Origin of the sequence: Micromonospora sp. NPDC023956, assembly GCF_040639195.1 — a bacterium.
In the GTDB taxonomy this organism is placed as follows: domain Bacteria; phylum Actinomycetota; class Actinomycetes; order Mycobacteriales; family Micromonosporaceae; genus Micromonospora.
Window position 1 is genome coordinate 659,053 of sequence record NZ_JBEZZN010000002.1, and the last position, 23,848, is coordinate 682,900.

A 23,848-nucleotide genomic window follows, 5' to 3' on the forward strand; every position below is an offset into this window, starting at 1 on the left:
GTTTCACGTGAAACCCCGGACGGCGGAGGCGGTGCCATCGGAGTCCTGCCGGGCCGCAGAAGTCGGCTGACTTCGGGAACCGGAGGAGAGCGCCGGGCCGTCGGTCCGGAGTGAGAGTGGCCGTTGTCCACAGCCCCATCGGCGGTCGATAGTTATCCACAGGAGTTATCCACAGGGAGGCTCGTTTCACGTGAAACAGCGCGTGAAACCACGTCGGAGCCTGTGGATGAAGGGTGTGATGTGCGCCTCGATTGCCGGGAAGTAGGCGTCAGGGCGACCAGCGGAGCGCCGGCCGCCGGGTCCGGTCGGGCGCCGGCCGCGAGTCGATGATCGACGTTCGGGGTCCTGACGACGAGTGTCGACAGGGCCACGCATTCGGGTGCGGACAGGGCTCACGGACTTCGGTTAGGGTCAGCCTCGTGCCCCACACCCCTCCCGCTGTCCCGGACTTCACCCAATGGCCCTCCTTCCCCTTCGAGGGCGACCTCCGCATCAAGCAGCTCGACGATCCGGTTCCGGTCGAGCCCCCTCGCAAGGGCGAGGCGGATCGGGAGTGCACCGCGTGCGTGGCGCCGGACGAGGCGTACATCTGGGTGGGAGAACGCTGGCGGGTCCGGGCGATGGACCGACCGACGGGTCTGCCGATGGTGCTGATCCTGGAGTCCCGCTCCCACCTCGACCTGGGGGATCTGCCGAACCTGCTCGCGGCCGAGTTGGGCGTGATGACGGTGCGCCTGGAGCGGGCGATCCGGTCGCTGGACGGGGTGGCCCGGGTGCACGTCAACCGGTGGGGTGACGGCTCCTCGCACCTGCACCTCTGGTTCCTGGCCCGCCCGTACGGCCGGCTGCAACTGCGCGGTACGTTCCTCTCGCTGTGGGACTCGATTCTTCCGCCGATCTCCGAGGAACAGTGGCGGGAGAACCTGGCCCTGGTGGCGGCCTGGCTCGGTGAGTTCGGCGGACGGCCGCTGGCCGAGCCGTCCCGCATCCAGTGGCAGGCGCCGGCGAGCTTCAGCGACTCCTACCGCGAGGAGAAGGCCCCGGCGGAGAGCGACGCCGGCTCGGTGATCGAGGCGGCCGGGGAAACCGATGACGCGGTCGCCCGGATTCCCGCTCCGCGGACCGACCCGGACCAGCCTGCCGGGGAGGGCCGGCCCGACGGCCAGGAGACGGAACGGTCGGAAGCAACCCCCTGACCACTCGGGGTCCGGGAGGCGATCACGTCGGTGGGGCGCTACGGACGGCGGGTGGCGGCCTGCACCACCAGCGACTCCAGCGCGCGTCCGAAGTCGAGCCCGGCGGCCTGGACCGCCAGCGGCAGCAATGACGTCTCGGTCATGCCCGGCGAGACGTTGACCTCCAGCACGTGCGGCTCTCCGGCGTCGTCCACGATGAGGTCGACCCGGGAGAGGTCGCGTAACCCGAGTGCGGTGTGCGCGGCGATGGCCACCTCGGCCACCCGGGCCGCCGTCCCGTCCGCCAGCCGCGCCGGGGCGTGCCAGGTGGTCCGGCCGGCGGTGTACCGGGCCGCGTAGTCGTACACGCCGTTGCGGGGCACAATCTCCACCGCCGGCAGGGGTCGGGGGCCGTCCCCGAGGTCGATCACGGTCACCGCCACGTCCATTCCGGGGACGTACCGCTCCACCAGCGCGGTCGAGCCGTACGCGAAGCAGCCGACCATCGCGGCGGGCAGCGCGGCGGCGTCCCGGACGACGGCGGCACCCAGCCCGGAACCGCCCTGCGCCGGCTTCACCATGACCGGCAGACCGATCCGGTCGACGATCCGGTCCAGCACGGCCACCGCGCCCAGTTCCGAGAACCGGTCGTGCGGCAGGGCAACCCAGTCGGGAGTGGGGATGCCCGCCTCGCGGAGCACCGTCTTGGCAGAGGGTTTGTCCCAGGCCAGGCGCGCGGAGCGGGCGTCGCAGCCGACGTACGGGACCCCGCAGAGGTCCAGCACACCGCGGAGCGAGCCGTCCTCACCGGTCGCACCGTGCAGAGCGATCACCACCGCGTCCGGCGGGTCGGCCGTCAGCGCGGGCAGCAGCGCGACGTCAGCGTCCCGGAGGTCCGCCTCCACGCCGGCTGCGCGGAGCGCGTCGAGCACCCGGCGGCCGGACTTCAGCGAGACCTCGCGTTCGTACGACAGGCCTCCGGCGAGGACGAGGACCCGCAGCTCCCCGGCGGCCGGGGCGGGCGACGGGGAGCTGGCGGAGCCGGAGTGGTCGGTCAGGCTGGCAGACATGTCGAGATCATGCCAAGTCGGGTCCGGGCGCGTCCGCACCGGCCTGTCCACGTCGTCCCTGCTGGCCGACCTGGCCGAAGACCCGCCGCATGGCGATGTCCTGCTCCATGACGCCGGCCAGCCGCCGGACGCCCTCCCGGATCCGCTCCGGGGCGGGGAACGAGAAGTTCAGCCGCATGTGGCCCGCGCCGGAGCCGTCGGCGTAGAAGCCGGTGCCGGGCACGTACGCCACCCGGGCGGCGATCGCCCTCGGCATCATCGCCTTGGAGTCGAGCCCCTCGGGCAGGGTCGCCCAGACGAAGAGGCCGCCGGCCGGCCGGGTCCAGGTGGTGCCGTCGGGCATCAGGTCGGCCAGGGCGTCGAGCATCGCGTCCCGCCGTTCCCGGTAGACCTCCTGGTAGACCTTCAGCTGCTCCCGCCAGGGCATCGTGCCCAGGTAGCTGGAGACGGCGGCCTGGGCGTACCCGCTGGGGCAGAGAATCTGCGCCTCGCTGGCGATGACCAGCTTGTCGCGGACCGCGTGGGGGGCGAGAATCCAGCCGACCCGCAGTCCGGGGGCGAAGGTCTTCGAGAAGGTGCTGAGGTAGAAGACGCCGTCGCGGCGGCGGGCGCGCAGCGGGCGGGGGGCCTCCGACTCGAAGCCGAGCTGCCCGTACGGGTCGTCCTCGACCACCAGGAGACCGGCCCGCTCGCAGATGTCGAGGACCCGTTCCCGCCGCTCTTCGCTGAGCGTCACGCCGGCCGGGTTCTGGTAGGTGGGGATGGTGTAGAGGAACTTGACCCGCCGTCCGGCGCGGGCGCAGTCGGCGACGGCCGCCTCCAGCGCCTCCGGGATCAGGCCGTCGTCGTCCATCGGGACGTGCACCACCTGGGCCTGGGCGGACTGGAAGACCCCGAGCGCGCCGACGTAGGTGGGTCCCTCGGCGAGCACCACGTCGCCGGGGTCGAGGAAGAGCCGGGCGACCAGGTCGAGGGCCTGTTGCCCGCCGACGGTCACCACCACGTCCTCCGGGGACGCGCCGCACGAGGCGTCGATGCCGGAGAGGGCCATCACCTCGCAGATCCGCTCGCGCAGCTCCGGCAGGCCCTGGCCGATGCCGTACTGGAGGGTGGTGGTCCCGTGTTCGGCGCCGAGCCGGCCGAGCATCTCGCCCACCGCGTCCAGCGGCAACGCGGCGATGTAGGGCGCGCCCCCGGCGAGCGACACCACCTCCGGGCGGCTGGCGACGGCGAAGAGCGCGCGGATCTCCGACGCGGTCATGCCGCGCACGCGCCGTGCGTACCGGTCGGTGTAGTCGTCGAGCGTCGTGCCGGTCATGACATCACCCCATCGGCTTCCCTCGGGTGGCTCCCGCCCACGCTGCGGACCGCCGCGGCGACGCCCCTGTCCCCGCCGGACGGCCCGTGGCGACACGGGACACCGGTTGGTCGATCCTAGTCCGTGCTGGTCGGGACGGGGATGGAACGTGAGGACACGTCCACATCCCGGACCCGGCCGACGAGCCTCTCCCCGGTGGTGTTCGCGCGTCCCCTCCCACCACGGCGGGTTGCGGCGTACGATCGCTCGTCGGGGACAAATGCGGCGGCGTCGTTACCGCCAAGCCTATTGTGGGGATGCGCCAATGTCGCGACGTCTGGTCAGCCTGACCCTCGACACCCTGGAAGACCTGCCCCGACCGTGCCGGGAGTGCGTCTTCTGGGAGCTGGACCCGGTCTCCGCCGACCGTGCCTGTGCCGCCGGCGACCCGGGGCTGGAGAAGGAGGCGTGGGTCTCGCAGACACTGCTGGAGTGGGGTTCCTGCGGCAAGCTCGTCTACGTCGACGGTATGCCGGCCGGGTTCGCGATGTTCGCCCCACCCGCGTACGTGCCCCGCTCGATGGCCTTCCCCACCTCGCCGGTCTCCGCCGACGCCGCGCTGCTGATGACCGCGCACGTGGTCCCGGCGTTCGCCGGGGGCGGACTCGGCCGGATGCTGCTCCAGGGGGTCGCCCGGGACCTCACCAAGCGTGGCATCAAGGCGATCGAGGCGTTCGGGGACGCGAAGTTCGGCGACGTCGACGACCTGACCTCCGGCGGCTGCGTCGCGCCCGCCGACTACTTCCTCTCCGTCGGCTTCAAGACGGTCCGCCCGCACCCCCGCTATCCGCGCCTGCGGCTGGAACTGCGCACCGCGCTCTCCTGGAAGTCCGACGTCGAGTACGCCCTGGAGAAGCTGCTCGGCTCGATGAGCCCGGAGACCCTGCTCCGGCCGGTCCGCCCGGCCACCAGCACCACCGCCGGCTGACGCTCCGGGAGGGCCCGCCGCGGCCGGTTGCCGGGTCACTCCGGCGTGCGCCCGGCGGCCACCACGGCGCGCAGTTCGCTGACGTCGATCGAGCCGGTCGGTACGTCCCGTTCGACCGGGAAGTACATCCGCTGCACCGCGGCGACGATCGCCTCGACGACCCGGTCGCGGAAGCGGGGGTCGACCAGCCGGTGACGGTCAGCGGGCGAGCTGAGGTAGCCGACCTCGACCCGGACCGCCGGCATCCGGGTCAGCCGGAGCAGATCCCAGGACTTGGCGTGGGTACGGCAGTCCCGTAGCCCGGTCCGGGCGACGATCTCCCGTTGCACCAGCCCGGCCAGCCGTTCGCCGGTCGCCGAGGTGACGCCGTTGTCCGTCCCGTAGTGGTAGGTGGCCACCCCCTCGGCATCCGGGTTGTGGTGCTCGTCGGTGTGCAGGGAGATGAACACGTCCGCGCCGAGGGAGTTCGCCAGTTCGGCCCGGTCGGTGTCCGGCAGGCACCGGCCCGGCGACGGTCCCCGGGTGAGCTGCACCCGTACGCCCGCTGCGGCGAGCCGCCCCTCCAGTCGGCTGGCCAGGTCGTGCACCAGGTCCGCCTCGGTCCAGCGCAGCGGCCCGTCGTGCACCACCGCACCGGGGTCGGTGCCGCCGTGGCCGGGGTCGATGACCACCGTCCGGCCGACCAGCGTCGGCCCGGACTGGCGGATCGCGTCGGACTCGCGCAGCCACTGCGGACGGCCACCGACCACCTTGCGACCGAGCCGGCGCAGCGCGTCCAGCGTGTGCGGGCCGCAGGAACCGTCCGGGGTCAGCCCGACCTCCCGCTGGAACTGGGCGAGCGCGCGGGCGGTGCGCGCGCCGTAGACGGCGTCGGCGCGACCGCTGTCGTACCCCATCTCCAGGAGGCGTTCCTGCAACGACCGCACGTCCTCGCCGGTGATCGGCTCGGGCACGGAGTGGTAGAGGGTACGGGCGCCGAGCCGCCAGCGGGCCGCGTCCAGCGCCCGCCAGGTCTCCGCCCCGACCCGCCCGTCGACGCTCAGCCCACGGGACTGCTGGAACGCCCGGACGGCCCGTTCGGTGGCCGCGTCGAACGCGTTGACGACCGGTTCCTGCGCGGGGGGCAGAAGGTCGAGGTCGGTCAGGACCCGGCGGATCTCACGTACGGCGGGTCCCCGGTCACCGGGGCGGATCGGACGCACGGACGACCCCCTTAGCGGCTGCTGACCACTCGCCACCCACCGCGGTCGTACGGAGGGGCTCTCGTCGTCGAGGACGCTTACGGAGCGTACCGTGGCCGGCGACGCCGTGTTCCCGGTTGCCCGAAGCAGCCCGGGGAAGGCCGGAGCCCCGCACCCGGGACGGGTACGGGGCTCCGGAGTGCGTCGGTCAGAGCGCGGCCTGGATCAGCTTGACCAGTTCGCCCTTGGGCTTGGCACCGGCGATCGACTGCACCGGCTCGCCGTTCTTGAACACGGTGAGGGTCGGCACCGACATGACCCGGTAGGCCCGAGCGGTCTCCGGGTTCTCGTCGATGTTGAGCTTGACGATCCGGACCTGGTCGCCCATCTCGTTGGCGATCTCCTCCAGCAGCGGCGCGACCTTGCGGCACGGCACGCACCACTCCGCCCAGAAGTCCACCAGCACCGGCTTGTCGGACTTCAGTACGTCAGTGGCGAAGTTGGCGTCGGTGACCGCCGTCGTTGTTCCCACTATGACCCTCCTCCGGGACTGTCTACGGGCTTGTCAGCTCAGGGTGGCGATGAACCGCTCGGCGTCGAGCGCGGCGGCACAGCCGGTGCCGGCGGCGGTGATCGCCTGGCGGTACGTGTGGTCGACCAGGTCGCCGGCGGCGAAGACACCGGGGATGTTGGTGCGGGTGCTCGGTGCCTCGACCTTGACGTAACCCTCGTCGTCGAGGTCGACCTGACCCCGGAAGAGTTCACTGCGCGGGTCGTGCCCGATCGCGATGAACACGCCGGTGACGTCGAGCACCTTCGCCTCGCCGGTGTGCACGTTACGCAACCGCACACCGGTCACCTTGTTGTCCGCGCCGAGGATCTCCTCGACGGTGGTGTTCCACTCGACCTTGATCTTCTCGTTGGTCAGTGCCCGCTCGGCCATGATCTTGCTGGCCCGGAACGAGTCGCGCCGGTGCACGATGGTGACCGACTCGGCGAACCGGGTGAGGAAGCTCGCCTCCTCCATCGCGGAGTCGCCGCCGCCGACCACCACGATGTGCTGGTTGCGGAAGAAGAAGCCGTCACAGGTGGCGCAGGACGACACGCCGTGACCGAGGTACTCCTGCTCGCCGGGGACACCGAGCGGACGCCACGCCGAACCGGTGGCCAGGATGACGGCGCGGGCGCGGTACGCGGTCTCGCCGACCCAGACGGTGCTCGTCGCCCCGGAACCCGGCGTGCCGGTGTCGACCAGCTCCACCCGGGTCACGTCGTCGGTGAGGAACTCCGCACCGAACCGCTCGGCCTGCTTGCGCATGTTGTCCATCAGCTCGGGACCGAGGATGCCGTCGGCGAACCCGGGGAAGTTCTCCACCTCGGTGGTCGTCATCAGCGCGCCGCCGGACTGCACGCCCTCGATGACCAACGGCTTGAGGTTCGCGCGCGCCGCGTAGACCGCCGCCGTGTATCCGGTGGGCCCTGAGCCGATGATGATCAGGTTGCGGACCTCGTCCACTGCCGTCTCCCGAGTGTGTGTGTTCGGCACCGGCGCGCGCACCGATGTCGATCCGAGTACCGACGCCTGGCATCGTCGGCGACTGACATCCAGAACGTCATCGTACGAAGTGGGGATTCCCGGCCCGGTGCTCCGGTGGGTGATGTCACGTGGAGGGTCGGGTGTCCGCTGACCGCGACCTCACCCTACCCGCGCCCGGTACCGGGTGTCGGCGCCGGATCCCGGCACCCCGCACTCCGGTCCGGTCACCACGACCCAGCGCTCACCCCCGGCGTCCAGCAAGCCGACCACCAGCGCGGGTGCGCCCTGGAACGCGGCGTACTCGACGCGGTCCACGGTGATCCGCCCTCGGCCGTGTGCCGCGCCGACCGCAGTGAGGCAGGTGTCGAGCGCGGCTCGGGCGGTGAGCCGGTCGAGGCCGGTGTCGGTTGCCGAGCGACGCGGTTCCGACTCGGGGTCGCGCTGGCCCGTCGGGCTGGCGCCGTCGGTGGAGAGCAATCCCGGTCCGACGGAGGTCTTACCGACGGTGTCCGGGGTGTAGCTGGTGCCGGTGCGGGTCGGGGCGGTGGTGAGCCGGAACCCGCCGGGGGGAGCGTCACCCGCCGCCGCGTTCTCCTGGGCCGAGCCCGCGTCCCGCTGCCCGGCCCCGGCCACCACGAGCTGGGTGACACCGAAGCCGACCGCGACCATCGCCGCTGCGGCGACCAGCACCGGGGCCGTCCGCCGGGACCAGCGGCGCCGGTTTCGCCCCGGACCGTCGGGGCGGGGGGACGCGCCGACCACGGCCACCGTCCGGCTCGATCCGCCGGCGGAGGCGCTGTCGAGGACGGCGGTCGACGGCGACGCCTGGACGGGCACGGTTGCCGGGGCTGCCGGGCCGGCGCCGGCGAGCACGGCGGTGAGGCGCTCCGCCACCGTCTCCGGCATGGCGGGCGTCGACGCGCCCCAGGCGGCCAGCGCGGTGCCGACCCGGGCCGTCGCGGCGGCGAGTTCGTCGTGCGCCCGTGCCCAGGCCGGGTCCTCCGCCACCAGCCGGGCGACCGTGGGCTCGTCGGGCGTGCCGTTCAGCGCGCCACCGACGTAGTCGGCGAGCAGGTCGAGGTCGACCTCCCCGAACCGGCCGGCCGTCACGTGTTCTCCCTCTGGTCGGTGGGTTTCCGGGGTCGCCCCGGCCCTGATCCGACGCCCTCGGGTGCTCGTGGGTTCCCACTGGTGACGCCCGGCACGTTCGACCGGCCCGTCCGGGGGCCACCGGCGCTCTCGGTCGGCCCGTCCGTGCCGGTCCGCAGATGCCCGAGCAGGACGGCCAGCCGGGCCCGACCCCGGGCGCACCGGCTCTTCACCGTGCCCTCGGCCACGTCGAGGATGCGGGCCACCTCGGCCACCGGATAGCCCTGCACGTCGACCAGAACCAGGGCGGCCCGCTGCTCGGGGGGGAGCTGCCCGAGTGCCTGTCGGACCACCAGCGCGGTGTCGTGGTCCGGGGCGGGGGCGGCCGGTTCGACGCCACCGACGGCCGTGGGGTCGTCGGAACGGTTGCCGTCGGGCAGCGGCACGGTGGGGTGCGCCTGCCGGCGCCGCATCCGGTCCAGGCAGGCGTTGACCACGATCCGGTGCAGCCAGGTGGTGACCGCCGCGTCGCCCCGGAAGCGGGCCGCCGCGCGGTGTGCGGAGAGCAGGGCGTCCTGGAGGGCGTCGGCCGCCTCCTCCCGGTCGCCGATGGTGCGCACCGCCACCGCCCAGAGCCGGTCACGGTGCCGTCGGAACAGCTCGGTGAAGGCGTCCCGGTCCCCGGCGACGTGGGCGGAGAGCAGTTCGACGTCGGTGGCCGGGGTGTCGGCGGCGATCAGGGGTGGCGGACCGACCGGCCCGCCACCCGCGTCCGGACCACGCCCGGTCATCGCCACGTCCCGTGCGCGGGGTGGTCGGATCGCCGTGACCGCCGGTTCACTGCACCTGGACCGTGATCTCCTGGACGATGAGCTTGAACTTGCCGGCATCGACCTCCGGCAGGTCGGTGACCCAGAAGAGGAGGTACTGGTACTTCTGGTCGGCCTCGAAGCCGTCGAAGACCATCTGTGCGCCGTGGTTCGTCAGCGTCGGACCGATCTGGTTGCTCTTGTACGCCTTGACGAGGGCCTCGTCGCCGGCCGAGGTGGACGGTTGGTCGGCCGTGCCGACGAAGAGCTGCCCGGTGGCACCCCGGTCGGACAACGACGCTTGCACCGACTTCACCGTCTGCGGCTGCTTGAGGTCGATCAGGATCCCCATGCCGGCCTTCAGGTTGCTGAACTTGGCGTTGTAGTAGCTGTCCGTCTGCCACGCCTCGTCCTGGTCGCCGTCGACGACCTTCTGGATCCCGTCGAACTCGTCCCGGGCCTTGCTGTCCGGGTCGATCACGCGTACCTGGTCGGGGCCGAGCTTCAGGGTCCGGATGGCCGCCGGGGCGGGAGCGGGGGCGTCGCCGCTGGCCGCCGGGCTGGTCGGGCCTGCGGCCTGACCGCCGGGGTCGTCATCGCCGCCGCCCAGGGTGGTGACACCGATGAGCAGGCCGACCAGGGCGACCACGAGCAGGCCGGCGATGCCGAGCACCACCTTGCGGCCACCGGCCGGGGAGAGCGGGGTGCGCTCGTCCTCGCCGTCGGAGGTGAACCGGAGCGGGCCGGCCTGTTCGAGGTACTGCTCGTCGGCGGGCACCTCCAGCCGGCTCAGCTCGGCGGCGAGCACGTCCGACGAGGCCGGCGTGATCTGCCGGTCGAGCAGGTCCATGGTCAGGTCGTCGAGGTACGCCGGCACACCGGCGCGAATCTGCCGGGGGGCGGCGAGGACGCCGTTGGCGTCCCGGACGGCGTCCGGGATGGCGGCCCGACCGTGCCCGGCGGTGGCGCCGAGCAACGGGGCCTCGCCGTGCGGCCAGTGCCCGGTGAGCGCGAAGTAGAGGACGCCGCCGACCGCCCGGATGTCGTTCTCCTGGCTGTCCGCGCCGTCGGTCCGCGCGTCGGCGAGGACCACCCGGCCCTCGTCACTGATCATGACGGTGCCCGGGTGCACGTTGCCGTGCACCATGCCGGTGGCGTGCACCGCGGCCAGGGCGCTGGCCACGGAGTGCCCGATGCTGGTGGCCCGCGCCGGGTCCAACGGACCGTCGGCGGCCAGTTCGCGCAGTGAGCGGCCGTCCACCCATTCGCGGACGACGTACGCCCGCTCCGCCTCGTCGATGGCGTCGTAGACGCCGACCAGGTTGGGGTGGATCACCCGGCTGGCGGCGACCGCCGCCTGGAGCATCTCGGTGGCCGAGTCGCCACCGGGGTGCCGCAGCACGACCGCGACCGGACGACGCAGGATGACGTCGACCCCGCGCCAGACCTGTCGACCCGCACTGTCGTCGTTGATGTGCTCGACCAGTTCGTACCGTTCGGCAAGGATCTCACCGACCGTGGGAGCACCGAAGGTCATGACGGACGGAGCGCTCTCCTCCGCCTCCTGACCCTCGCCGACCTGGGTCACCCGTCCTCCCTCGGTGATCGTGTCGATCGATGGACCCGAACTGCTGGGCATGTGGCTTCCCGCTCTGCCTCGTCAAGGAACCGGCTCGTGTCGTCGACGCGGAGCGCCGCCGGCGGCCGTACCCGTCGAGAGCGACCTTACCTGGGTTGCGTGTCTCCCCGACATGTCATCTTGCCGCCGTAGCCGCACCGGTGCCGGTTACGAGTGGCGTGTCCGGTTGCGACCGTTGTCGGCCACGTTGCTGGCACATGTACGTGCCAATCTAGAGGCTGACCGCAAACGCTGACCGGAGGGGCCCGCCGAAACCCGGCGACCGGGTCGACCGCCGACGGGTTCCCCCCGATCGGCCGGTCATGCTCATCCGTACGGCCGGTTATCCACAGGGCTGAACGGTGGATGAGCGGTGGCTCGCTGAGTTATCCACAGGTGCGTCCCCAGGGTGGTGATCCACCGTCACGCACCGTCCACCGGCTCTGCGGATCACCGGCCGAGCCGGCGGCGGACCATGGCGACCACCTCGGTGATCTCGCCGATCCGCAGCAGCATGGCCAGTCCGAGGTACGTGCCGGCGATGACCGCTCCGCCGATCAGAAGCTGGACGACGGCCGCCAGCCGGCTCGGCGTGTCGCCGCCCGGCAGCAGCCAGATCACCAGGAAGCCGACCAGCGCGGCCCCGGCGGCGGCGACCGCGACCTTGCCCAGGGTGCGGACGATGGCGCCGAGCCCGATCCGGCCGACCCGGGGTCGCAGCAGCCAGGCCGAGGCGATCGCGGCGGCCAGGTACGACACCGCGTTGCCGATCATCATGCCGGCGGCGGCGAAGCTCGCCGAGAACGCGGCGAAGAGCACGATCTGCACGCCGATCCGTAGCGCCACCACCGGGATGTTGATCAGGGCCGGGGTCCGGGTGTCCGGCAGCGCGTAGAAGGCGAAGGTGAAGAGTTGGCTGACCGCGAACGGGACCAGCGCGACGGCGGCGACCAGCAGCACCAGGGAGGTGGACTCGGCGTTCGCCGCGCTGAACGCGCCGTACCGGAACAGGGTGTTCGACAGCGGGGTGGCCAGCACCGCGTAGCAGACCGCGATCGGGGCGAGCACCGCGGAGACGGTCCGGGTGCCCCGGGACAGGTCGGCGGCGAGGTCGGCGTACCGGCCGTCGGCGGCGGCGGCGCTCATCCGGGGCATCAGCGCCGTGATGATCGACACGGCGATGATCCCGTGCGCCATCATCAGCAGCAGGAAGACGTTGTTGTAGATCAGCGGGCCGGCGGCGTTCTCCCGTCCGGCGCGGTTGAGCAGGTTGAAGAGCACGATCAGGCCGATCTGGCTGACCGCCACGTAGCAGAACATCCACCCGCCGAGCCGGCCCAGCTCGGCCAGGCCCAGGGCCCGGAAGTCGAAGCGGAGCTTCCACCGGAAGCCGACCTTGCGCAGCGCCGGGAGCAGCCCGATCGACTGGATCGCCACACCGAGCAGGGTGCCGCCGCCGATCAGCAGGACCCGGCCGGTGGTCATCTCCTCCGGCTTGATGATCTCCGCGCCGAAGATGGCGATGTAGAGCCCGGCGGTGGTGATCACCACCAGGTTGTTCAGGATCGGGGCCCACATCGGGGCGGCGAAGTGCCCCCGGGTGTTGAGCACCGCGCTGATCAACGCGCTCAGGCCGGTGAAAAAGATCATCGGCAGCATCAGGTACGACAGCGCGGTGACCAGACCCTGGTAGCCGTCGCTCGACTGGTCGCTGCCGTAGAGCGCGGTGAGCACCGGAGCGCCGAGCAACGCCAGCAGCACGGCGACCCCGAGCGCGAGCACCGCCAGGGTGAGCAGCCGCTGGGCGTACGCCTGGCCGCCGTCGGCGTCGGCCTTGCGGCGGCGGACCAGCACCGGGATCAGGACGCTGGTCAGGATGCCGCCGAGCAGGAACTCGTAGACCATCCCGGGGAGGATCTGCGCGGTGGTGTACGCGTCACCGACCAGCGCACCGCCGAGCGCGGCGGTCAGCGCCAGCGTGCGCAGGAAGCCGGTGCCCCGGCTGACCAGGCTGCCGATCGCCATCACCGCGCTGTTCGTCGCGGCGCTGGTCTCGCCGACCTGTTCCGGCGGCGGCGCGGTCGACTCCAGCGCGGGCTGGTTCAGCGGCTCTGCGGCGATGTAGGTGGCACCGTCCGACCGGCGCTCGTCCCCCCAGCCGGCGTTCGCGCTGCGGTAGAGCCCGCCGCTCATCGAGCCTCCCAAGGGGTACGAGATGGCCGGGCACGGGCCCGCACACGACCACGACTTTAGTCAACGTCCATACCGGCCGCGCCCGGCGGACCAGTACACCCCCCGGACCGCTAGGCTGGCGCTCCGATGTCCGAAGCCTCCGTACCCCACGCCGTCGACCGTCGCCAGCTCACCGCCGTGCAGCGCAACGCCGTCGCCGAACTGCTCCGCGTCTCCCCGGTCGCCGACGAACTGGGCCGCCGGTTCGCCCGTGCCGGCCACGAACTGCACCTGGTGGGCGGTTCGGTACGGGACGCCCTGCTCGGACGGCTCGGCGAGGATCTCGACTTCTGCACCGACGCCCACCCCGACCAGACGCTGAAGGTGCTCAAGGGCTGGGCCGAGTCGATCTGGGAGACCGGACGGGACTTCGGCACCATCGGCGCGCAGCGCGGCGGCCTCCGGCTGGAGATCACCACCTTCCGCGCCGAGTCGTACGACCAGGTCAGCCGCAACCCGGTGGTGGCGTACGGGACGAACCTGACCGACGACCTGAAGCGGCGCGACTTCACCGTCAACGCGATGGCGGTGAGCCTGCCGGACCACCGGTTCACCGATCCGTACGGCGGCCTGGACGACCTGGCCGCGAAGGTGATCCGTACCCCGGGCACGCCCCGCGAGTCCTTCGGTGACGACCCGCTGCGGATGCTGCGGGCGGCGCGGTTCGCCGCGCAGCTCCGCTTCGCCGTGCACCCGGACGTCCGCGTGGCGATGAGCCGGATGGCGGAAGACCTGGACCGGATCACCGCCGAACGGATCCGGGACGAGTTCACCAAGCTGCTCTGCGGCGCCGACCCGATCACCGGTCTGCGGCTGCTGGTCGACACCGGGCTGGCCGAGCGGTTCCTGCCCGAACTGACCGGACTGAAGCTGGAGATCGACGAGCACGCCCAGCACAAGGACGTCTACGAGCACACGCTCACCGTGGTCGGCAACGCGGTGGCGCTGGAGGACGACGGTCCCGACTTCGTCCTCCGGATGGCCGCGCTCATGCACGACGTGGGCAAGCCGGCCACCAAGGCGGTCGGCCCGGACGGTCGGGTCAGCTTCCACCATCACGAGGTGGTCGGTGCGCGGCTGACCAAGGCCCGGATGAAGGCCATGCGCTACCCGAAGGACGTCACCGTCCAGGTCACCAAGCTGGTGGGCCTGCACCTCCGCTTCTACGGGTACGGCCGCGGGGAGTGGACCGACTCGGCCGTCCGCCGGTACGTCACCGACGCCGGTGACCTGTTGCCCCGGCTGCACAAGCTCACCCGCTCGGACTGCACCACCCGTAACCGGCGCAAGGCCGCCCAGCTCGCCTCGGACTACGACGCGCTGGAGGAGCGGATCGCGCGGATCGCCGCCGACGAGGACCTGGCCCGGGTCCGCCCCGACCTGGACGGTAACGCGATCATGGAGCTGCTCGGCGTACCGCCGGGGCCGGTCGTCGGGCAGGCCTGGAAGCACCTCAAGGACGTCCGTCTGGAGAAGGGCCCGCTCGACCGGGACGCCGCCGAGGCGGAACTGCTGCGCTGGGCCCGCGCCGAGGGCATCGTCGACTGATGGCACCGACCTTCGTCTTCGTCCACGGTGCCGGCAGCAACTCGTTCACCTGGGCGCCCATGCAGCGCGAGCTGGCCCTGCACGGCCACCGCTCGCTCGCCGTCGACCTACCCGGGCACGGATTCGGCGCGACGTTCCCGGCGGCGTACCAGGCACCGCAGGATCTCGCCGCGCTGGCGACCACGCCGAGCGCGATGGCCGGCATCGGCCACGCGGACAACGTGGCGCACGTGCTGGAGGTGCTGCGGCGGGTGCGCGCACACGGACCGGTGATCCTGGTCGGGCACAGCCGTGGCGGGATCACCCTGACCGGGGTCGGCAACGCCGCGCCGGAGCTGGTCGACCGGCTGGTCTACATCTCGGCGTGGTGCTGCGTGGACGACACCCCCGCCGGCTACCAGACCTCGGCGGAGAACGCGTCGAGTGCCCTGCACGACGTCGCCGGCCTGATCGCCGCGGACCCGGCGGAGCTCGGCGCGCTGCGCTTCAACTGGCGTACCGCCGATCCGACGCTGCTCGCCACGCTCCGCAAGGCATGCCTGGCCGACGGCACGGACGACGAGTTCCACGGCTACCTGAACACCCTGGAGCCGGACGAGAGTCTGGACCCCGGCGAGGAGCGGGTTGACCCGGCCAGCTGGGGGACGATCCCCCGCACCTACGTACGGCTCACCGCCGACCGGTCGCTCCCGCTCGCCCTCCAGGACCGGTTCATCGCCGAGGCCGACGCGCTGACGCCGGACAACCGGTTCGACGTCCGGTCGCTCGACGTCAGCCACGCCGCCGTGCTGGTCCGCCCGGCCGAGACGGCGGCCCTGCTCTCGTCACTGGTCGAGGCGTGACGCGGCTCTGCTCGACGCGCGTGACGACCCGGCCGGGCCGCAGGTGGTCGGGGTCAGCCGGCGGGGGGAACGGTCAGCATCCAGAGGTGCCCGTCCGGGTCGGCGAAGGTGCCGGTGTATCCCCAGGGCTGCGCTGCGGGCTCGGTGACGATCTCGGCACCCGCGCCCCGGGCCGCTCGACGACCCGGTCGACCGCCTCGGCCGAGGCGAGGCCCAGGCTGAGGACGCACTCGCTCTGCCCACGGGGGGCAACCTCGTGGGGGCCGATCACCCAGCCGAAGCCACCGCTGGGCACCAGCATGAGACGTAGGCCCTCGTTGACGACGAACTGCAACGGCTCGGGGACGCCGTCCGAAGCCGGTTCGCCGACGGCCGTCAACCCGAGGGCCTCGCGGTAGAAGCGGAACGACTCCCGGCGGTCGGCGATCGGCAGGCTGACCACGGCGGGCGACGGGAACGACACGACAGAGTCCATGCTGCGATGGGTACCAGATGGATGTGACAAGGCCCCGCCCGACAAGCGGGCGGGGCCTTGGACGCGTGGACGTCGGCCGCGGTGCCCCGCTACTTCGTCTCGACGGCCGTGGTCGTCACCGGGGCCGGCCCGTCGGTCCGGGCCGCGCCGAGCCGGGAGAGCAGGCCGGCCAGGTCGATGCCGGTCAGGTCGGTGCCGAGCTGGAGCCCCTGGGCCACGTTGCCCGCCACCGACTTCGTCAGTGACGACGCGCCGTCGGTGGAGATGACGGTCATCTTGTCGATCGCGCCGATCGGGGCGCTGGCCGCCTCGACCACCTGCGGCAGCACCCGGACCAGCAGGTCCAGCACGGCCGCCTCGCCGTACGCGGCGAACGCCTCGGCCTTGCGGGCCATCGCCTCGGCCTCGGCCTGTCCCTTGGCCAGGATGGCCTCGGCCTCGGCGCGGCCCTCCCGCTCGACCGCCTCGGCGATCGCGCTCCGGCGGCGCTGCTCGGCCTCGCCCTCCTTGGCGCCCTCGATCGCGTTCGCCTCGGCCAGCGCGGCCCGGCGGGCCCGCTCACCCTCACCGGTCAGCCGGGCCTGCTCGGCGGACGCCTGGGCGGCGGCGATGGTGGCCTGCCGTCGCGCGTCGGCCTCCAGCACCGCCGCGTTGCGCGCCGCCTCGGCCTCCTGCTCGACCTTGTACCGGGCCGCGTCGGCCGGCTTGCGGACCTCGGTGTCGAGCTGGCGCTGCTTCAGCTCGGCGTTGCGCTCGGCGACCTTCTGCTGCTCGGTCAGGATCGCCTGGTCCCGCTCGGCCTGGGCGAGCGGACCGGCCGCCGCCGACTTCGCCTTCGCCGCGTCGATCTCGGCCTGGATGCCGGCCTGCTTCAACGACAGGTTCCGGTTCGCCTCGGCGATCGCCTCCTCGGCGAGCAACCGCTCCTGCTCGGCCTGCTGCCGGGCCCGTGCCTCGGCGATGGCCGCGTCCTTGAGCACCCGCGCCGCCTCCGGCCGGCCCAGGTCCTGAAGGTACGACCCCTCGGCGAGGATGTCCTGGAGCTGGAAGGTGTCTAGCACCAGACCCTGGTTGGTCATCGAGTGCTCGGCCTCCTCGGCGACCGCGCTGGCGAAGGCCGCCCGGTCCCGGATCACCTCCTCGACGGTGAGTCGGCCGACGATCGAGCGCAGTGCGCCGGCCAGCACCTCGCGGGTGAAGTCCTCGATCTCGTCCTGCTGGTGCAGGAACCGCTGGGCAGCGGCGCGGATCGCGTCCTCGGTGCCACCCACCTTGACGATGGCGACGCCGTGCAGGTCGGTGCGGATGCCCTGCTTGCTCACCGCGCCCTTGATGCCGACGTCGATCCGCCGGCTGGACAGGTCGAGGGACTGGAGCTTCTGCACCACGGGCAGGACGAAGACGGACGCGCCGAGGACGACCTTCTGTCCGGAGTTGTCGGTCAGCCGGCCACCGTCGGCGGTCTGGGTGGTGCGGCCCTTCCGGCCGGTGACGATGAACGCCTCGTTCGGTCCGGCCACCTTGATCCGGGACAGCACGAACATGACGAGGACGAGGAGGAGCAGTACCGCTCCGCCGATGGCGATGAGGAGTGGCATGTAGGGGATCCGTCTCTCTGCGGGAAGGTTCAGTACGGCTCGACGTGCACGCTGGTCTCGCTGAGGCTCTCCACCACGAAGACCTCGGCGCCGACCGCCAGCGGCCGGTCGGCGCGGGCGTTGAGCTTCACCGGCTGCCCGGCGAGGCGCACCCGGACCTCGCCGTACCCGGTGGTGGGGATCGGGGTGACGACCACGCCGAGCGCGCCGACGAGATGGTCGCGGGTGGGGGTGGGGTCGGTGGGCATGGTCCGGGCGGCGCGGCCGAGCCGGGCGGCGAACCACGCGGCGGGTACGGCCGCCAGGGCGCCCACGCCGGCCGCCCCGGCGACCATGGCAGGGCTGTCGCCGCCGATCAGTTCGTTGGCGATGGCCCCGCCGAAACCGAGGGCGCCGGTGAAACCGGCGACCACCTCCAGGGATGTCGGGCCGCCGACCTCGGGGTGACCGAGGTGCAGCAGCTCGCCGCCGAGCAGGGCGATCGCCAGCACCACGACGCTCACCGCGCCGATGACGAGGAAGACGAGCGTTCCGGTGGCCACGACCTGCACGGTAGTTACCCGGGGCAACCGCCCGGAACCACCGGTCGGACGACGGCTGACCACCGGCGATGGCGGGGTTTCCTCCGTCGAGGGGTTGCGGGGACGGCCGGCCCCTCGCGAGGCGCGGGGGTGCCGGAGGTCTGCCGGCCTTCGCGGGCGGGACAATCGGGGCATGCGCTGGACCGTGCTGGACACCCCGATCGGGGACCTTTCCGTGGCCGTGGACGACACGGCGGTCTGCGGCGTGCACTTCGGGCGGGTGGAGTCGGCCGGCCCGGCTCGCGACGAGCTGTCCCGGCGGGCGGTCGCGGAGATGGACGCGTACTTCGCGGGGGAGCTGGTGGAGTTCGGCGTGCCGGTGGCCGCGCGCCGGGGCTCGGAGTTCGAGCGGGCGGTCTGGCGGGAGATGACCCGCATCCCGTACGGGGAGACGGTCACCTACGGCGCGGTGGCCAAGGTGCTCGGCGACCCCGGCGCGGCCCGTGCGGTCGGGGTGGCCTGCAACCGGAACCCGGTCCCGGTGATCGTGCCGTGCCACCGGATCGTCGGAGCGGGCGGCAAGCTGGTCGGCTTCGGTGGCGGTCTGCCCCGCAAGGTGCACCTGCTGGAACTGGAGGCCCGGGTGGCACTGCAACGCGCCTGGTCCTGACGCCTGTCGGCCGCCCCTCCCCGGCAGCGGACACCGGCTTCTCGCCCCGCAGTCGGCGGTCCTGTCCCGACGCGCCGACCGGGGCGCTACGGGCCCCCGTGGGCTCGCAGCGCCCCGGCCCGCTGAGTAGTAGCACTCCGGGCGGATGTGACTTACCGGGCAGCCGCGCTTTCGTGATCAGAGGTAGGGGTTGTAGACCCAGCGTGTGCTCCAGACGTTGCTGGGTGCCCCGTCTCCCCAGAACTGCACGGACACCGCCCAGATCTGTTGCGGGGAGTAACCCAGACTCCAGACCGGATCGTTGATGACACAGGGGCCGCCGTACTGGGGGACTTTCAGTCTCGCGCCCGGGGTCTGATAGCTGATCGCGCCGGTGCTCGGATTCCGCAGGGCCACCATGAGCGCCGCGGTCGCCTCGTTCGAGTTGTCGGGGGCAGTATCGCAGAGCGTGATGTCGATGTCGTTCATGCGGTTGCTGTTCTCCCAGACGCCCCACCAGGTGACGCTCATCCCGCCCCCACTGGCCTCGATCGGTCCGAAACCGACGGAGGCGAGTGCGGCCTGGGGAAGGGCGACCAGCGCCATCAGCGCGGACATCAGTCCTGCGGCGAGAAGCCGACTGATTCTCTTCTTCTTCATGGTCGTTCTCCTCCTTGTTGGTCCGCGGGCCGACTTTGTGTTCGGTGCAGTGCAGCCGCCGGCATCGCGGTCCTCCTCGCGGTCGTGGAAAATGGTTCGGGTGTCGGCAACGGACGCGATGGTTGCCGACGTGGCGCGGTGGATCCCGGTATGCCCGGCGGTAGTTCCGCCGGACACGTCAAACGATGCATTAAGATCCGTTGGACAGCGAAGGATTCGAGCTGATTCGAATCGAGAGCAATCGACGTATAATCACAGCCATGATCCGGCTGGTGTTCGGGGTGCAGACCTTGAGCCGTACCCGGCTGTCGGTCTCGCCGGCGATCGAGGCGGTGGAGTGGCTGAAGTTGGCGGCGACCGCCCGGCGGCATCCGGTGTTCGGCGCCCCCGGCCCCGGTGCCAGGGGTGCCCTCCGGCATCCTGATGTGGAACTGCTCGTCGACCTGTTGACGGCGGGCACCACCTCCTACATGCCGGATCTGTTGACACCGCAGCCGCGCACCGGGCCGGCGGAGAGGATCCTGGACACACAGCTCGCCGAGATCGAGGCCACCGGACAGAACGACGTCGAAGCCCAGGTCCTCGGCACTGTCGAGGCGCACGCGGGCCGTCCGCTCCCTACGCGGATCCGCCGGCTCGCCGAGTCGGGAGGACTGCCACGGCGGCTCGCCGCCGGCATCGCGAGATTCTGGCGCGAGACGCTCCACGACGACTGGCCCTCGTTGCACACCGTCCTGGACCGGGACATCGCCGAGCGGTCGAGGGCGGCGGCCCGGCACGGCGTCGGCCGGGTGTTCGACGGACTGCACCCGTCAGTGCACTGGATCGGCGATTCCCTGACGATCGACACCCACCACGATCATGTGGTCGACCTGTCCGATCATGACTTCGTGTTGGCCGCCACCGCGCTGAGCTGGCCGACCCTCATGTTCCAGGTGGATCGCGTGCCCCAAACGACGGTGTACTACCCGACGAACCGCCTCGGCACCGTCGACCGCCGCGATCCTGCGGGGCTCCCCGAGGTGATCGGCGCCATGCGTACGGTCCTCCTGTCCGACCTCGCGATCGCCCGGTCGACCAAGGAACTGGCCACCCGGCACGGGGTGGCGGCCAGCACCATCTCCTACCACCTGAGTGCTCTGCGCCGTGCCCGGCTGGTCAGCCGGCACCAGGACGGCCGCCATGTGTTGTACCAACGCACCGAGCGGGCGGGTTCGCTGGTCGACAACGCGTGAGTCGCGTGGTCGTACGCGGGATTCGACGAACCCACCGGCCCGCCGCCCGGTGGTGCTGCCGGCGTCGGAGGCCCGGCTGACACTCCGACGCGCCTGGTCCTGGCGCTTGTCGGTCGACCCGTCCGGACAGCGGATCCCTTTTGCATTGCAGTCGTCTTGCCAACCGGCTACGGTTGTCACGATGCAGTCGTATTGTAAAAGTCGGGGGTCGAACGTGCAGGTGATCGCGTTGTCGGAGGTGACCGTCGACCTCGCCGGGTTGGTGGGCGGCAAGGCGGTCGGTCTGGGTGAGCTGATCCGGCAGGGCGAACGGGTTCCGGACGGGTTCTGCGTCACCACCGAGGCGCACCGGCTCGGCGTCATCCCGGAAACGGAGATCGTCGACGCGTACCAGCGGCTCGGTGCGGGACCGGTGGCGGTGCGCTCCAGCGCGACCGCGGAGGACCTGCCGGAGGCGAGCTTCGCCGGCCAGTACGACACCGTCCTCGACGTCACGGGCGCCACCGACCTGATCGCCGCGATCGCCCGGTGCTGGGGCTCGTTGCACGGCGACCGGGCGACCGCCTACCGCGACGCCCGCGACGTCGACGGCGGGACGGTACGGATGGCCGTCATCGTGCAACGGATGGTCACCGCCGAGGTGGCGGGGGTGTTGTTCACCGCCAACCCGGTGACCGGCTGCCGCACCGAGATGGTGGTCGACGCCGCCCCCGGTCCCGGCCCGGCCGTGGTGGACGGTACCGGCGCGGTGGACCACTACGTGCTCGACGGCCCGGACCAGCAGGGACAGGGGTGCCTGACAGCGGCGCGGCTGGCGGAGCTGTGGGACACCGGCCAGCGGCTCCAGGACCGGTTCGGCTGCCCACAGGACGTGGAGTGGGCGTACGACCGGCAAGGGGTCCGGTGGCTGCTCCAGTCCCGGCCGATCACCACGCTGTTCCCGCTGCCCCCGGCCACCGGCGGGCCCCTGCCCCGGGTCTACCTGGAGTTCGGTCACGTGCAGGGGATGCGGCAGCCGGTCACCCCGATGGGGATGTCCACCCTGAAGTCGCTGGTGGCGGCGATGCTCGCCCCGCTCGGCGTCCGGGCCGAGATCGTCGACATCGGCGGACGCCTCTACGGCGACCTGACGGACATGGCCGTCAGCAGGGCCGGCCGGAGACAACTGGTCAGACTGCTGGCGGTGGACTTCGGTCCCCGGGCCCAGGCGGTCATGCGGCACGTGCTGACGGATCCGCGCTTCGCCCCGCGCAGGGCAGCCGAGGACCGCGCCCGCGCAGCGGGCGCCGCACCGCTGCGGACGGCCGTGCGGGCGGTGACCGGGATCGTCGGGACCCTGGTCCGACCGGACGCGGCGCGGATCCGGTTGTTCGACGCCGTCGAGCGGCTGCGGCTCGACGCGGTCGCGCCCGTCGGGCTGACCACCGCCGCCGAGCGGCTGCGTTTCGTGCGGGCGCAGGAGGCGGACGAGAGCCCGGACGACCTCGTCTGGCCGATCGCTGCCGGCATGCTCGCCGCCGCGTTGCCGGCCCACCTGCTCAAGGGCGTCGCCGGTCCCGGCGAGATCCACGCGGTGATGGGTGGGATGCCGCACAACGTCACCATCGAGATGAACCTGGCGCTCTGGCAACTTGCCCGACGCGCCGACGAGCACCGCCAACTCCTGCTCGACACCCCGCCGGACGACCTGGCCGAGCGGTACCTGCGCGGCACGCTCCCGGAGATCGGCCTGGCGGCGTTCCTCGACACCTACGGTCACCGCGGGGTGGCCGAGGTGGACCTCGGCGTGCCGCGCTGGGACGAGGACCCCGCACCCGTCTTCGCCATGATCGCCAACTACCTGCGGGTCACCGACCCGGAGCAGGCGCCCGACCGTCGTTTCGACCGCGCCGCCGCGATCGCCGAGGAAACCCTGCGCGAACTCGTCACCCGGGCCCGTCGCCGCCGGCCGGTGCGCGGCCGGATCGCCGGATTCCTGCTCCGTCGGGCGCGGTCGCTGGCCGGTCTGCGCGAGGCGGGCAAGTTCGCCGGCCTGTACCAGCTACGGGAGATGCGGCGTCAACTGCTGCTCGTCGGCGCCGACCTGACCGGCGCCGGCCTGCTGGACCAGCCGGACGACGTCATGTTCCTGACCCTCGACGAGGTGCACGGTGCCGTCCACCGCGACGAGGACCACCGGGCCACGGTCGTCGTCCGCCGGGCGGTGCACCGGAGGGAGCTGGCCCGCCGGCACGTACCGGTGGCCCTGCTCTCCGACGGCACCGACGTCGAGGCCGTCCTGCCGGCACCCCCGACGGAGGGCGCGCTCACCGGCGTGGGAGCGGCGGCGGGTCGGGTGACGGGCCCGGCCCGGGTCGTCCACGACCCGGGGACCGCGCATGTCGAACCGGGCGAGATCCTGGTCACCGCGACCACCGACCCCGGCTGGACCCCGCTCTTCCTCACCGCCGGCGCACTGGTCAGCGAAACCGGCGCGGTCATGGCCCACGGCCCGACCGTGGCGCGTGAGTACGGCATTCCCGCCGTCATCTGCGTACCCGGTGCCACCCGGCGGATCTCCACCGGGCAGATCGTCACGGTCGACGGCGCGGCCGGAACGGTCACCGTCGAGTGAGGGGAACGCCGGGGCACCGGTCAGCGGCGGGGCCGGCGCCGGGCCGGTCCGCGCACGTCGGCGCGCCCGCGCTGTGGAACCATCGGTGACGTGCCCAGGAAGGTCGACCACCAGGAGCGACGATCGCTGATCGCGGACGCGTTGATGCGGGTCGCCGCAGATCGTGGCCTGGAGGCGGTGAGCCTGCGTCACGTGGCGGCCGAGGCGGGTGTCTCGGCGGGGATGGTGCAGCACTACTTCCGCACCAAGGACGAGATGATGGCGTTCGCGCTGGACGTCGTGCGGGAGCGTAACCAGATCCGGGTCAACGCCGCTCTCGCCCGGCTCGGCGACGACCCGCCCCCACGGCTGCTGCTGCGGACGATGATCGCGGCGCTGCTGCCCCTCGACGAGCAGACGCGCGACGACGGCCGGGTCGCGCTGGCGTTCCTCGCCTACACCGCGGTACGCCCGTCGGCCGCGGCCAGCCTGCGCGAGGACACCGCGCAACTGCTCGACTTCCTGGCCGGTGTCCTTGCCCGCCCGAACGCCACCGAAGCCGCTGCCGGCCTGTTGGCGCTCATGGAGGGGTTGGGCATCTACCTGCTGGGCGGGCACTACCGCACCGAGCAGGCCATGAACGTGTTGGATGCCCACCTCGACCTGCTCTTCGGCCCGTCACCGCAGGCCTGAGCGACGGACAGACCCGAGGGCCGGGTCCCTCTGGACCC

Annotated in this window: 21 protein-coding genes; 8 read left to right on the top strand and 13 right to left on the bottom strand. The window is 72.2% G+C overall.

Annotated features, from left to right (window positions below):
- Nucleotides 1-419: 419 nt before the first annotated feature.
- Nucleotides 420-1,196, top strand: a complete 777-nt coding sequence (locus AB0F58_RS05550) for a hypothetical protein (protein WP_357138263.1) — start codon at nt 420-422, stop codon at nt 1,194-1,196.
- A gap of 38 nt (nt 1,197-1,234) precedes the next feature.
- On the opposite strand, the gene AB0F58_RS05555 is transcribed toward AB0F58_RS05550, so the two are convergent.
- Nucleotides 1,235-2,245, bottom strand: a complete 1,011-nt coding sequence (locus AB0F58_RS05555; protein ID WP_357138265.1) for a D-alanine--D-alanine ligase — start codon at nt 2,243-2,245, stop codon at nt 1,235-1,237.
- Between the two features lie 7 nt (nt 2,246-2,252).
- Nucleotides 2,253-3,563 (bottom strand): PLP-dependent aminotransferase family protein, encoded by a 1,311-nt coding sequence (locus AB0F58_RS05560; protein ID WP_357138268.1) that lies wholly within the window; start codon nt 3,561-3,563, stop codon nt 2,253-2,255.
- A 304-nt stretch (nt 3,564-3,867) separates the two neighbouring features.
- Here AB0F58_RS05560 and AB0F58_RS05565 point away from each other — a divergent pair, with 304 nt between their 5' ends.
- On the top strand, nt 3,868-4,530 hold the full coding sequence (locus AB0F58_RS05565; protein WP_357138271.1) for a GNAT family N-acetyltransferase: 663 nt from the start codon (nt 3,868-3,870) through the stop codon (nt 4,528-4,530).
- A gap of 35 nt (nt 4,531-4,565) precedes the next feature.
- On the opposite strand, the gene AB0F58_RS05570 is transcribed toward AB0F58_RS05565, so the two are convergent.
- The 7 genes from AB0F58_RS05570 to murJ form a co-directional block, all read right to left on the bottom strand.
- Nucleotides 4,566-5,732, bottom strand: coding sequence for an N-acetylmuramoyl-L-alanine amidase (locus tag AB0F58_RS05570; protein WP_357138273.1), 1,167 nt, complete (start codon nt 5,730-5,732; stop codon nt 4,566-4,568).
- 187 nt (nt 5,733-5,919) lie between these two features.
- A complete protein-coding gene (gene trxA, locus AB0F58_RS05575) occupies nt 5,920-6,243 on the bottom strand; it encodes a thioredoxin (RefSeq protein ID WP_091454056.1) in 324 nt (107 codons plus the stop codon).
- Nucleotides 6,244-6,276: 33 nt separating this feature from the next.
- Nucleotides 6,277-7,227, bottom strand: coding sequence for a thioredoxin-disulfide reductase (gene trxB / locus AB0F58_RS05580; RefSeq protein WP_357138276.1), 951 nt, complete (start codon nt 7,225-7,227; stop codon nt 6,277-6,279).
- Nucleotides 7,228-7,407: 180 nt separating this feature from the next.
- Nucleotides 7,408-8,358, bottom strand: a complete 951-nt coding sequence (locus AB0F58_RS05585) for a hypothetical protein (RefSeq protein ID WP_357138279.1) — start codon at nt 8,356-8,358, stop codon at nt 7,408-7,410.
- Nucleotides 8,355-9,128 (bottom strand): RNA polymerase sigma factor SigM, encoded by a 774-nt coding sequence (sigM, locus tag AB0F58_RS05590; RefSeq protein ID WP_357138282.1) that lies wholly within the window; start codon nt 9,126-9,128, stop codon nt 8,355-8,357. The genes AB0F58_RS05585 and sigM overlap by 4 nt, the downstream gene beginning before the upstream one ends.
- Before the next feature lie 46 nt (nt 9,129-9,174).
- Nucleotides 9,175-10,785 carry a protein kinase family protein gene (locus tag AB0F58_RS05595; RefSeq protein ID WP_357138285.1) on the bottom strand — a complete coding sequence of 537 codons (1,611 nt, stop codon included), beginning with the start codon at nt 10,783-10,785 and terminating at the stop codon, nt 9,175-9,177.
- Between the two features lie 429 nt (nt 10,786-11,214).
- Nucleotides 11,215-12,957 (bottom strand): murein biosynthesis integral membrane protein MurJ, encoded by a 1,743-nt coding sequence (murJ, locus tag AB0F58_RS05600; protein WP_357138287.1) that lies wholly within the window; start codon nt 12,955-12,957, stop codon nt 11,215-11,217.
- Between the two features lie 126 nt (nt 12,958-13,083).
- On the opposite strand from murJ, the gene AB0F58_RS05605 reads away from it, so the two are divergent.
- Nucleotides 13,084-14,544, top strand: coding sequence for a CCA tRNA nucleotidyltransferase (locus tag AB0F58_RS05605; protein WP_357138290.1), 1,461 nt, complete (start codon nt 13,084-13,086; stop codon nt 14,542-14,544).
- A complete protein-coding gene (locus AB0F58_RS05610) occupies nt 14,544-15,386 on the top strand; it encodes an alpha/beta fold hydrolase (protein ID WP_357138293.1) in 843 nt (280 codons plus the stop codon). The genes AB0F58_RS05605 and AB0F58_RS05610 overlap by 1 nt, the downstream gene beginning before the upstream one ends.
- A 73-nt stretch (nt 15,387-15,459) precedes the next feature.
- Here AB0F58_RS05610 and AB0F58_RS05615 read toward each other — a convergent pair whose 3' ends face one another.
- The 3 genes from AB0F58_RS05615 to AB0F58_RS05625 form a co-directional block, all read right to left on the bottom strand.
- Nucleotides 15,460-15,861, bottom strand: coding sequence for a VOC family protein (locus tag AB0F58_RS05615; protein WP_357138296.1), 402 nt, complete (start codon nt 15,859-15,861; stop codon nt 15,460-15,462).
- 89 nt (nt 15,862-15,950) lie between these two features.
- Entirely contained in the window at nt 15,951-17,459 is a 1,509-nt protein-coding gene (locus AB0F58_RS05620; protein ID WP_357138297.1) for an SPFH domain-containing protein, read from the bottom strand.
- A gap of 29 nt (nt 17,460-17,488) precedes the next feature.
- A complete protein-coding gene (locus AB0F58_RS05625) occupies nt 17,489-18,010 on the bottom strand; it encodes a hypothetical protein (protein ID WP_357138300.1) in 522 nt (173 codons plus the stop codon).
- Nucleotides 18,011-18,173: 163 nt separating this feature from the next.
- On the opposite strand from AB0F58_RS05625, the gene AB0F58_RS05630 reads away from it, so the two are divergent.
- Nucleotides 18,174-18,650, top strand: a complete 477-nt coding sequence (locus tag AB0F58_RS05630; RefSeq protein WP_357138303.1) for a methylated-DNA--[protein]-cysteine S-methyltransferase — start codon at nt 18,174-18,176, stop codon at nt 18,648-18,650.
- A gap of 177 nt (nt 18,651-18,827) precedes the next feature.
- Here AB0F58_RS05630 and AB0F58_RS05635 read toward each other — a convergent pair whose 3' ends face one another.
- Entirely contained in the window at nt 18,828-19,289 is a 462-nt protein-coding gene (locus tag AB0F58_RS05635; protein WP_357138305.1) for a hypothetical protein, read from the bottom strand.
- A 200-nt stretch (nt 19,290-19,489) separates the two neighbouring features.
- On the opposite strand from AB0F58_RS05635, the gene AB0F58_RS05640 reads away from it, so the two are divergent.
- The 3 genes from AB0F58_RS05640 (at nt 19,490) to AB0F58_RS05650 (ending at nt 23,810) form a co-directional block, all read left to right on the top strand.
- Complete coding sequence (locus tag AB0F58_RS05640) at nt 19,490-20,524, top strand: winged helix-turn-helix domain-containing protein (protein WP_357138307.1); 1,035 nt, start codon at nt 19,490-19,492, stop codon at nt 20,522-20,524.
- A gap of 220 nt (nt 20,525-20,744) precedes the next feature.
- Nucleotides 20,745-23,138 (top strand): PEP/pyruvate-binding domain-containing protein, encoded by a 2,394-nt coding sequence (locus tag AB0F58_RS05645; RefSeq protein WP_357138310.1) that lies wholly within the window; start codon nt 20,745-20,747, stop codon nt 23,136-23,138.
- Nucleotides 23,139-23,228: 90 nt separating this feature from the next.
- Nucleotides 23,229-23,810, top strand: a complete 582-nt coding sequence (locus tag AB0F58_RS05650) for a TetR family transcriptional regulator C-terminal domain-containing protein (protein WP_357138313.1) — start codon at nt 23,229-23,231, stop codon at nt 23,808-23,810.
- Nucleotides 23,811-23,848: the final 38 nt, after the last annotated feature.

What these genes read in the sequence shown, in the direction of transcription:
- AB0F58_RS05565 (WP_357138271.1), top strand. Translation starts at nt 3,868, where the DNA reads ATGTCGCGACGTCTGGTCAGCCTGACCCTCGACACCCTGGAAGACCTG.
- AB0F58_RS05555 (WP_357138265.1), bottom strand. Translation starts at nt 2,245, where the DNA reads ATGTCTGCCAGCCTGACCGACCACTCCGGCTCCGCCAGCTCCCCGTCG.
- AB0F58_RS05630 (WP_357138303.1), top strand. Translation starts at nt 18,174, where the DNA reads ATGCGCTGGACCGTGCTGGACACCCCGATCGGGGACCTTTCCGTGGCC.
- AB0F58_RS05615 (WP_357138296.1), bottom strand. Translation starts at nt 15,861, where the DNA reads ATGGACTCTGTCGTGTCGTTCCCGTCGCCCGCCGTGGTCAGCCTGCCG.
- AB0F58_RS05635 (WP_357138305.1), bottom strand. Translation starts at nt 19,289, where the DNA reads ATGAAGAAGAAGAGAATCAGTCGGCTTCTCGCCGCAGGACTGATGTCC.
- AB0F58_RS05595 (WP_357138285.1), bottom strand. Translation starts at nt 10,785, where the DNA reads ATGCCCAGCAGTTCGGGTCCATCGATCGACACGATCACCGAGGGAGGA.
- murJ (WP_357138287.1), bottom strand. Translation starts at nt 12,957, where the DNA reads ATGAGCGGCGGGCTCTACCGCAGCGCGAACGCCGGCTGGGGGGACGAG.
- AB0F58_RS05620 (WP_357138297.1), bottom strand. Translation starts at nt 17,459, where the DNA reads ATGCCACTCCTCATCGCCATCGGCGGAGCGGTACTGCTCCTCCTCGTC.
- sigM (WP_357138282.1), bottom strand. Translation starts at nt 9,128, where the DNA reads ATGACCGGGCGTGGTCCGGACGCGGGTGGCGGGCCGGTCGGTCCGCCA.
- AB0F58_RS05610 (WP_357138293.1), top strand. Translation starts at nt 14,544, where the DNA reads ATGGCACCGACCTTCGTCTTCGTCCACGGTGCCGGCAGCAACTCGTTC.
- AB0F58_RS05560 (WP_357138268.1), bottom strand. Translation starts at nt 3,563, where the DNA reads ATGACCGGCACGACGCTCGACGACTACACCGACCGGTACGCACGGCGC.
- AB0F58_RS05605 (WP_357138290.1), top strand. Translation starts at nt 13,084, where the DNA reads ATGTCCGAAGCCTCCGTACCCCACGCCGTCGACCGTCGCCAGCTCACC.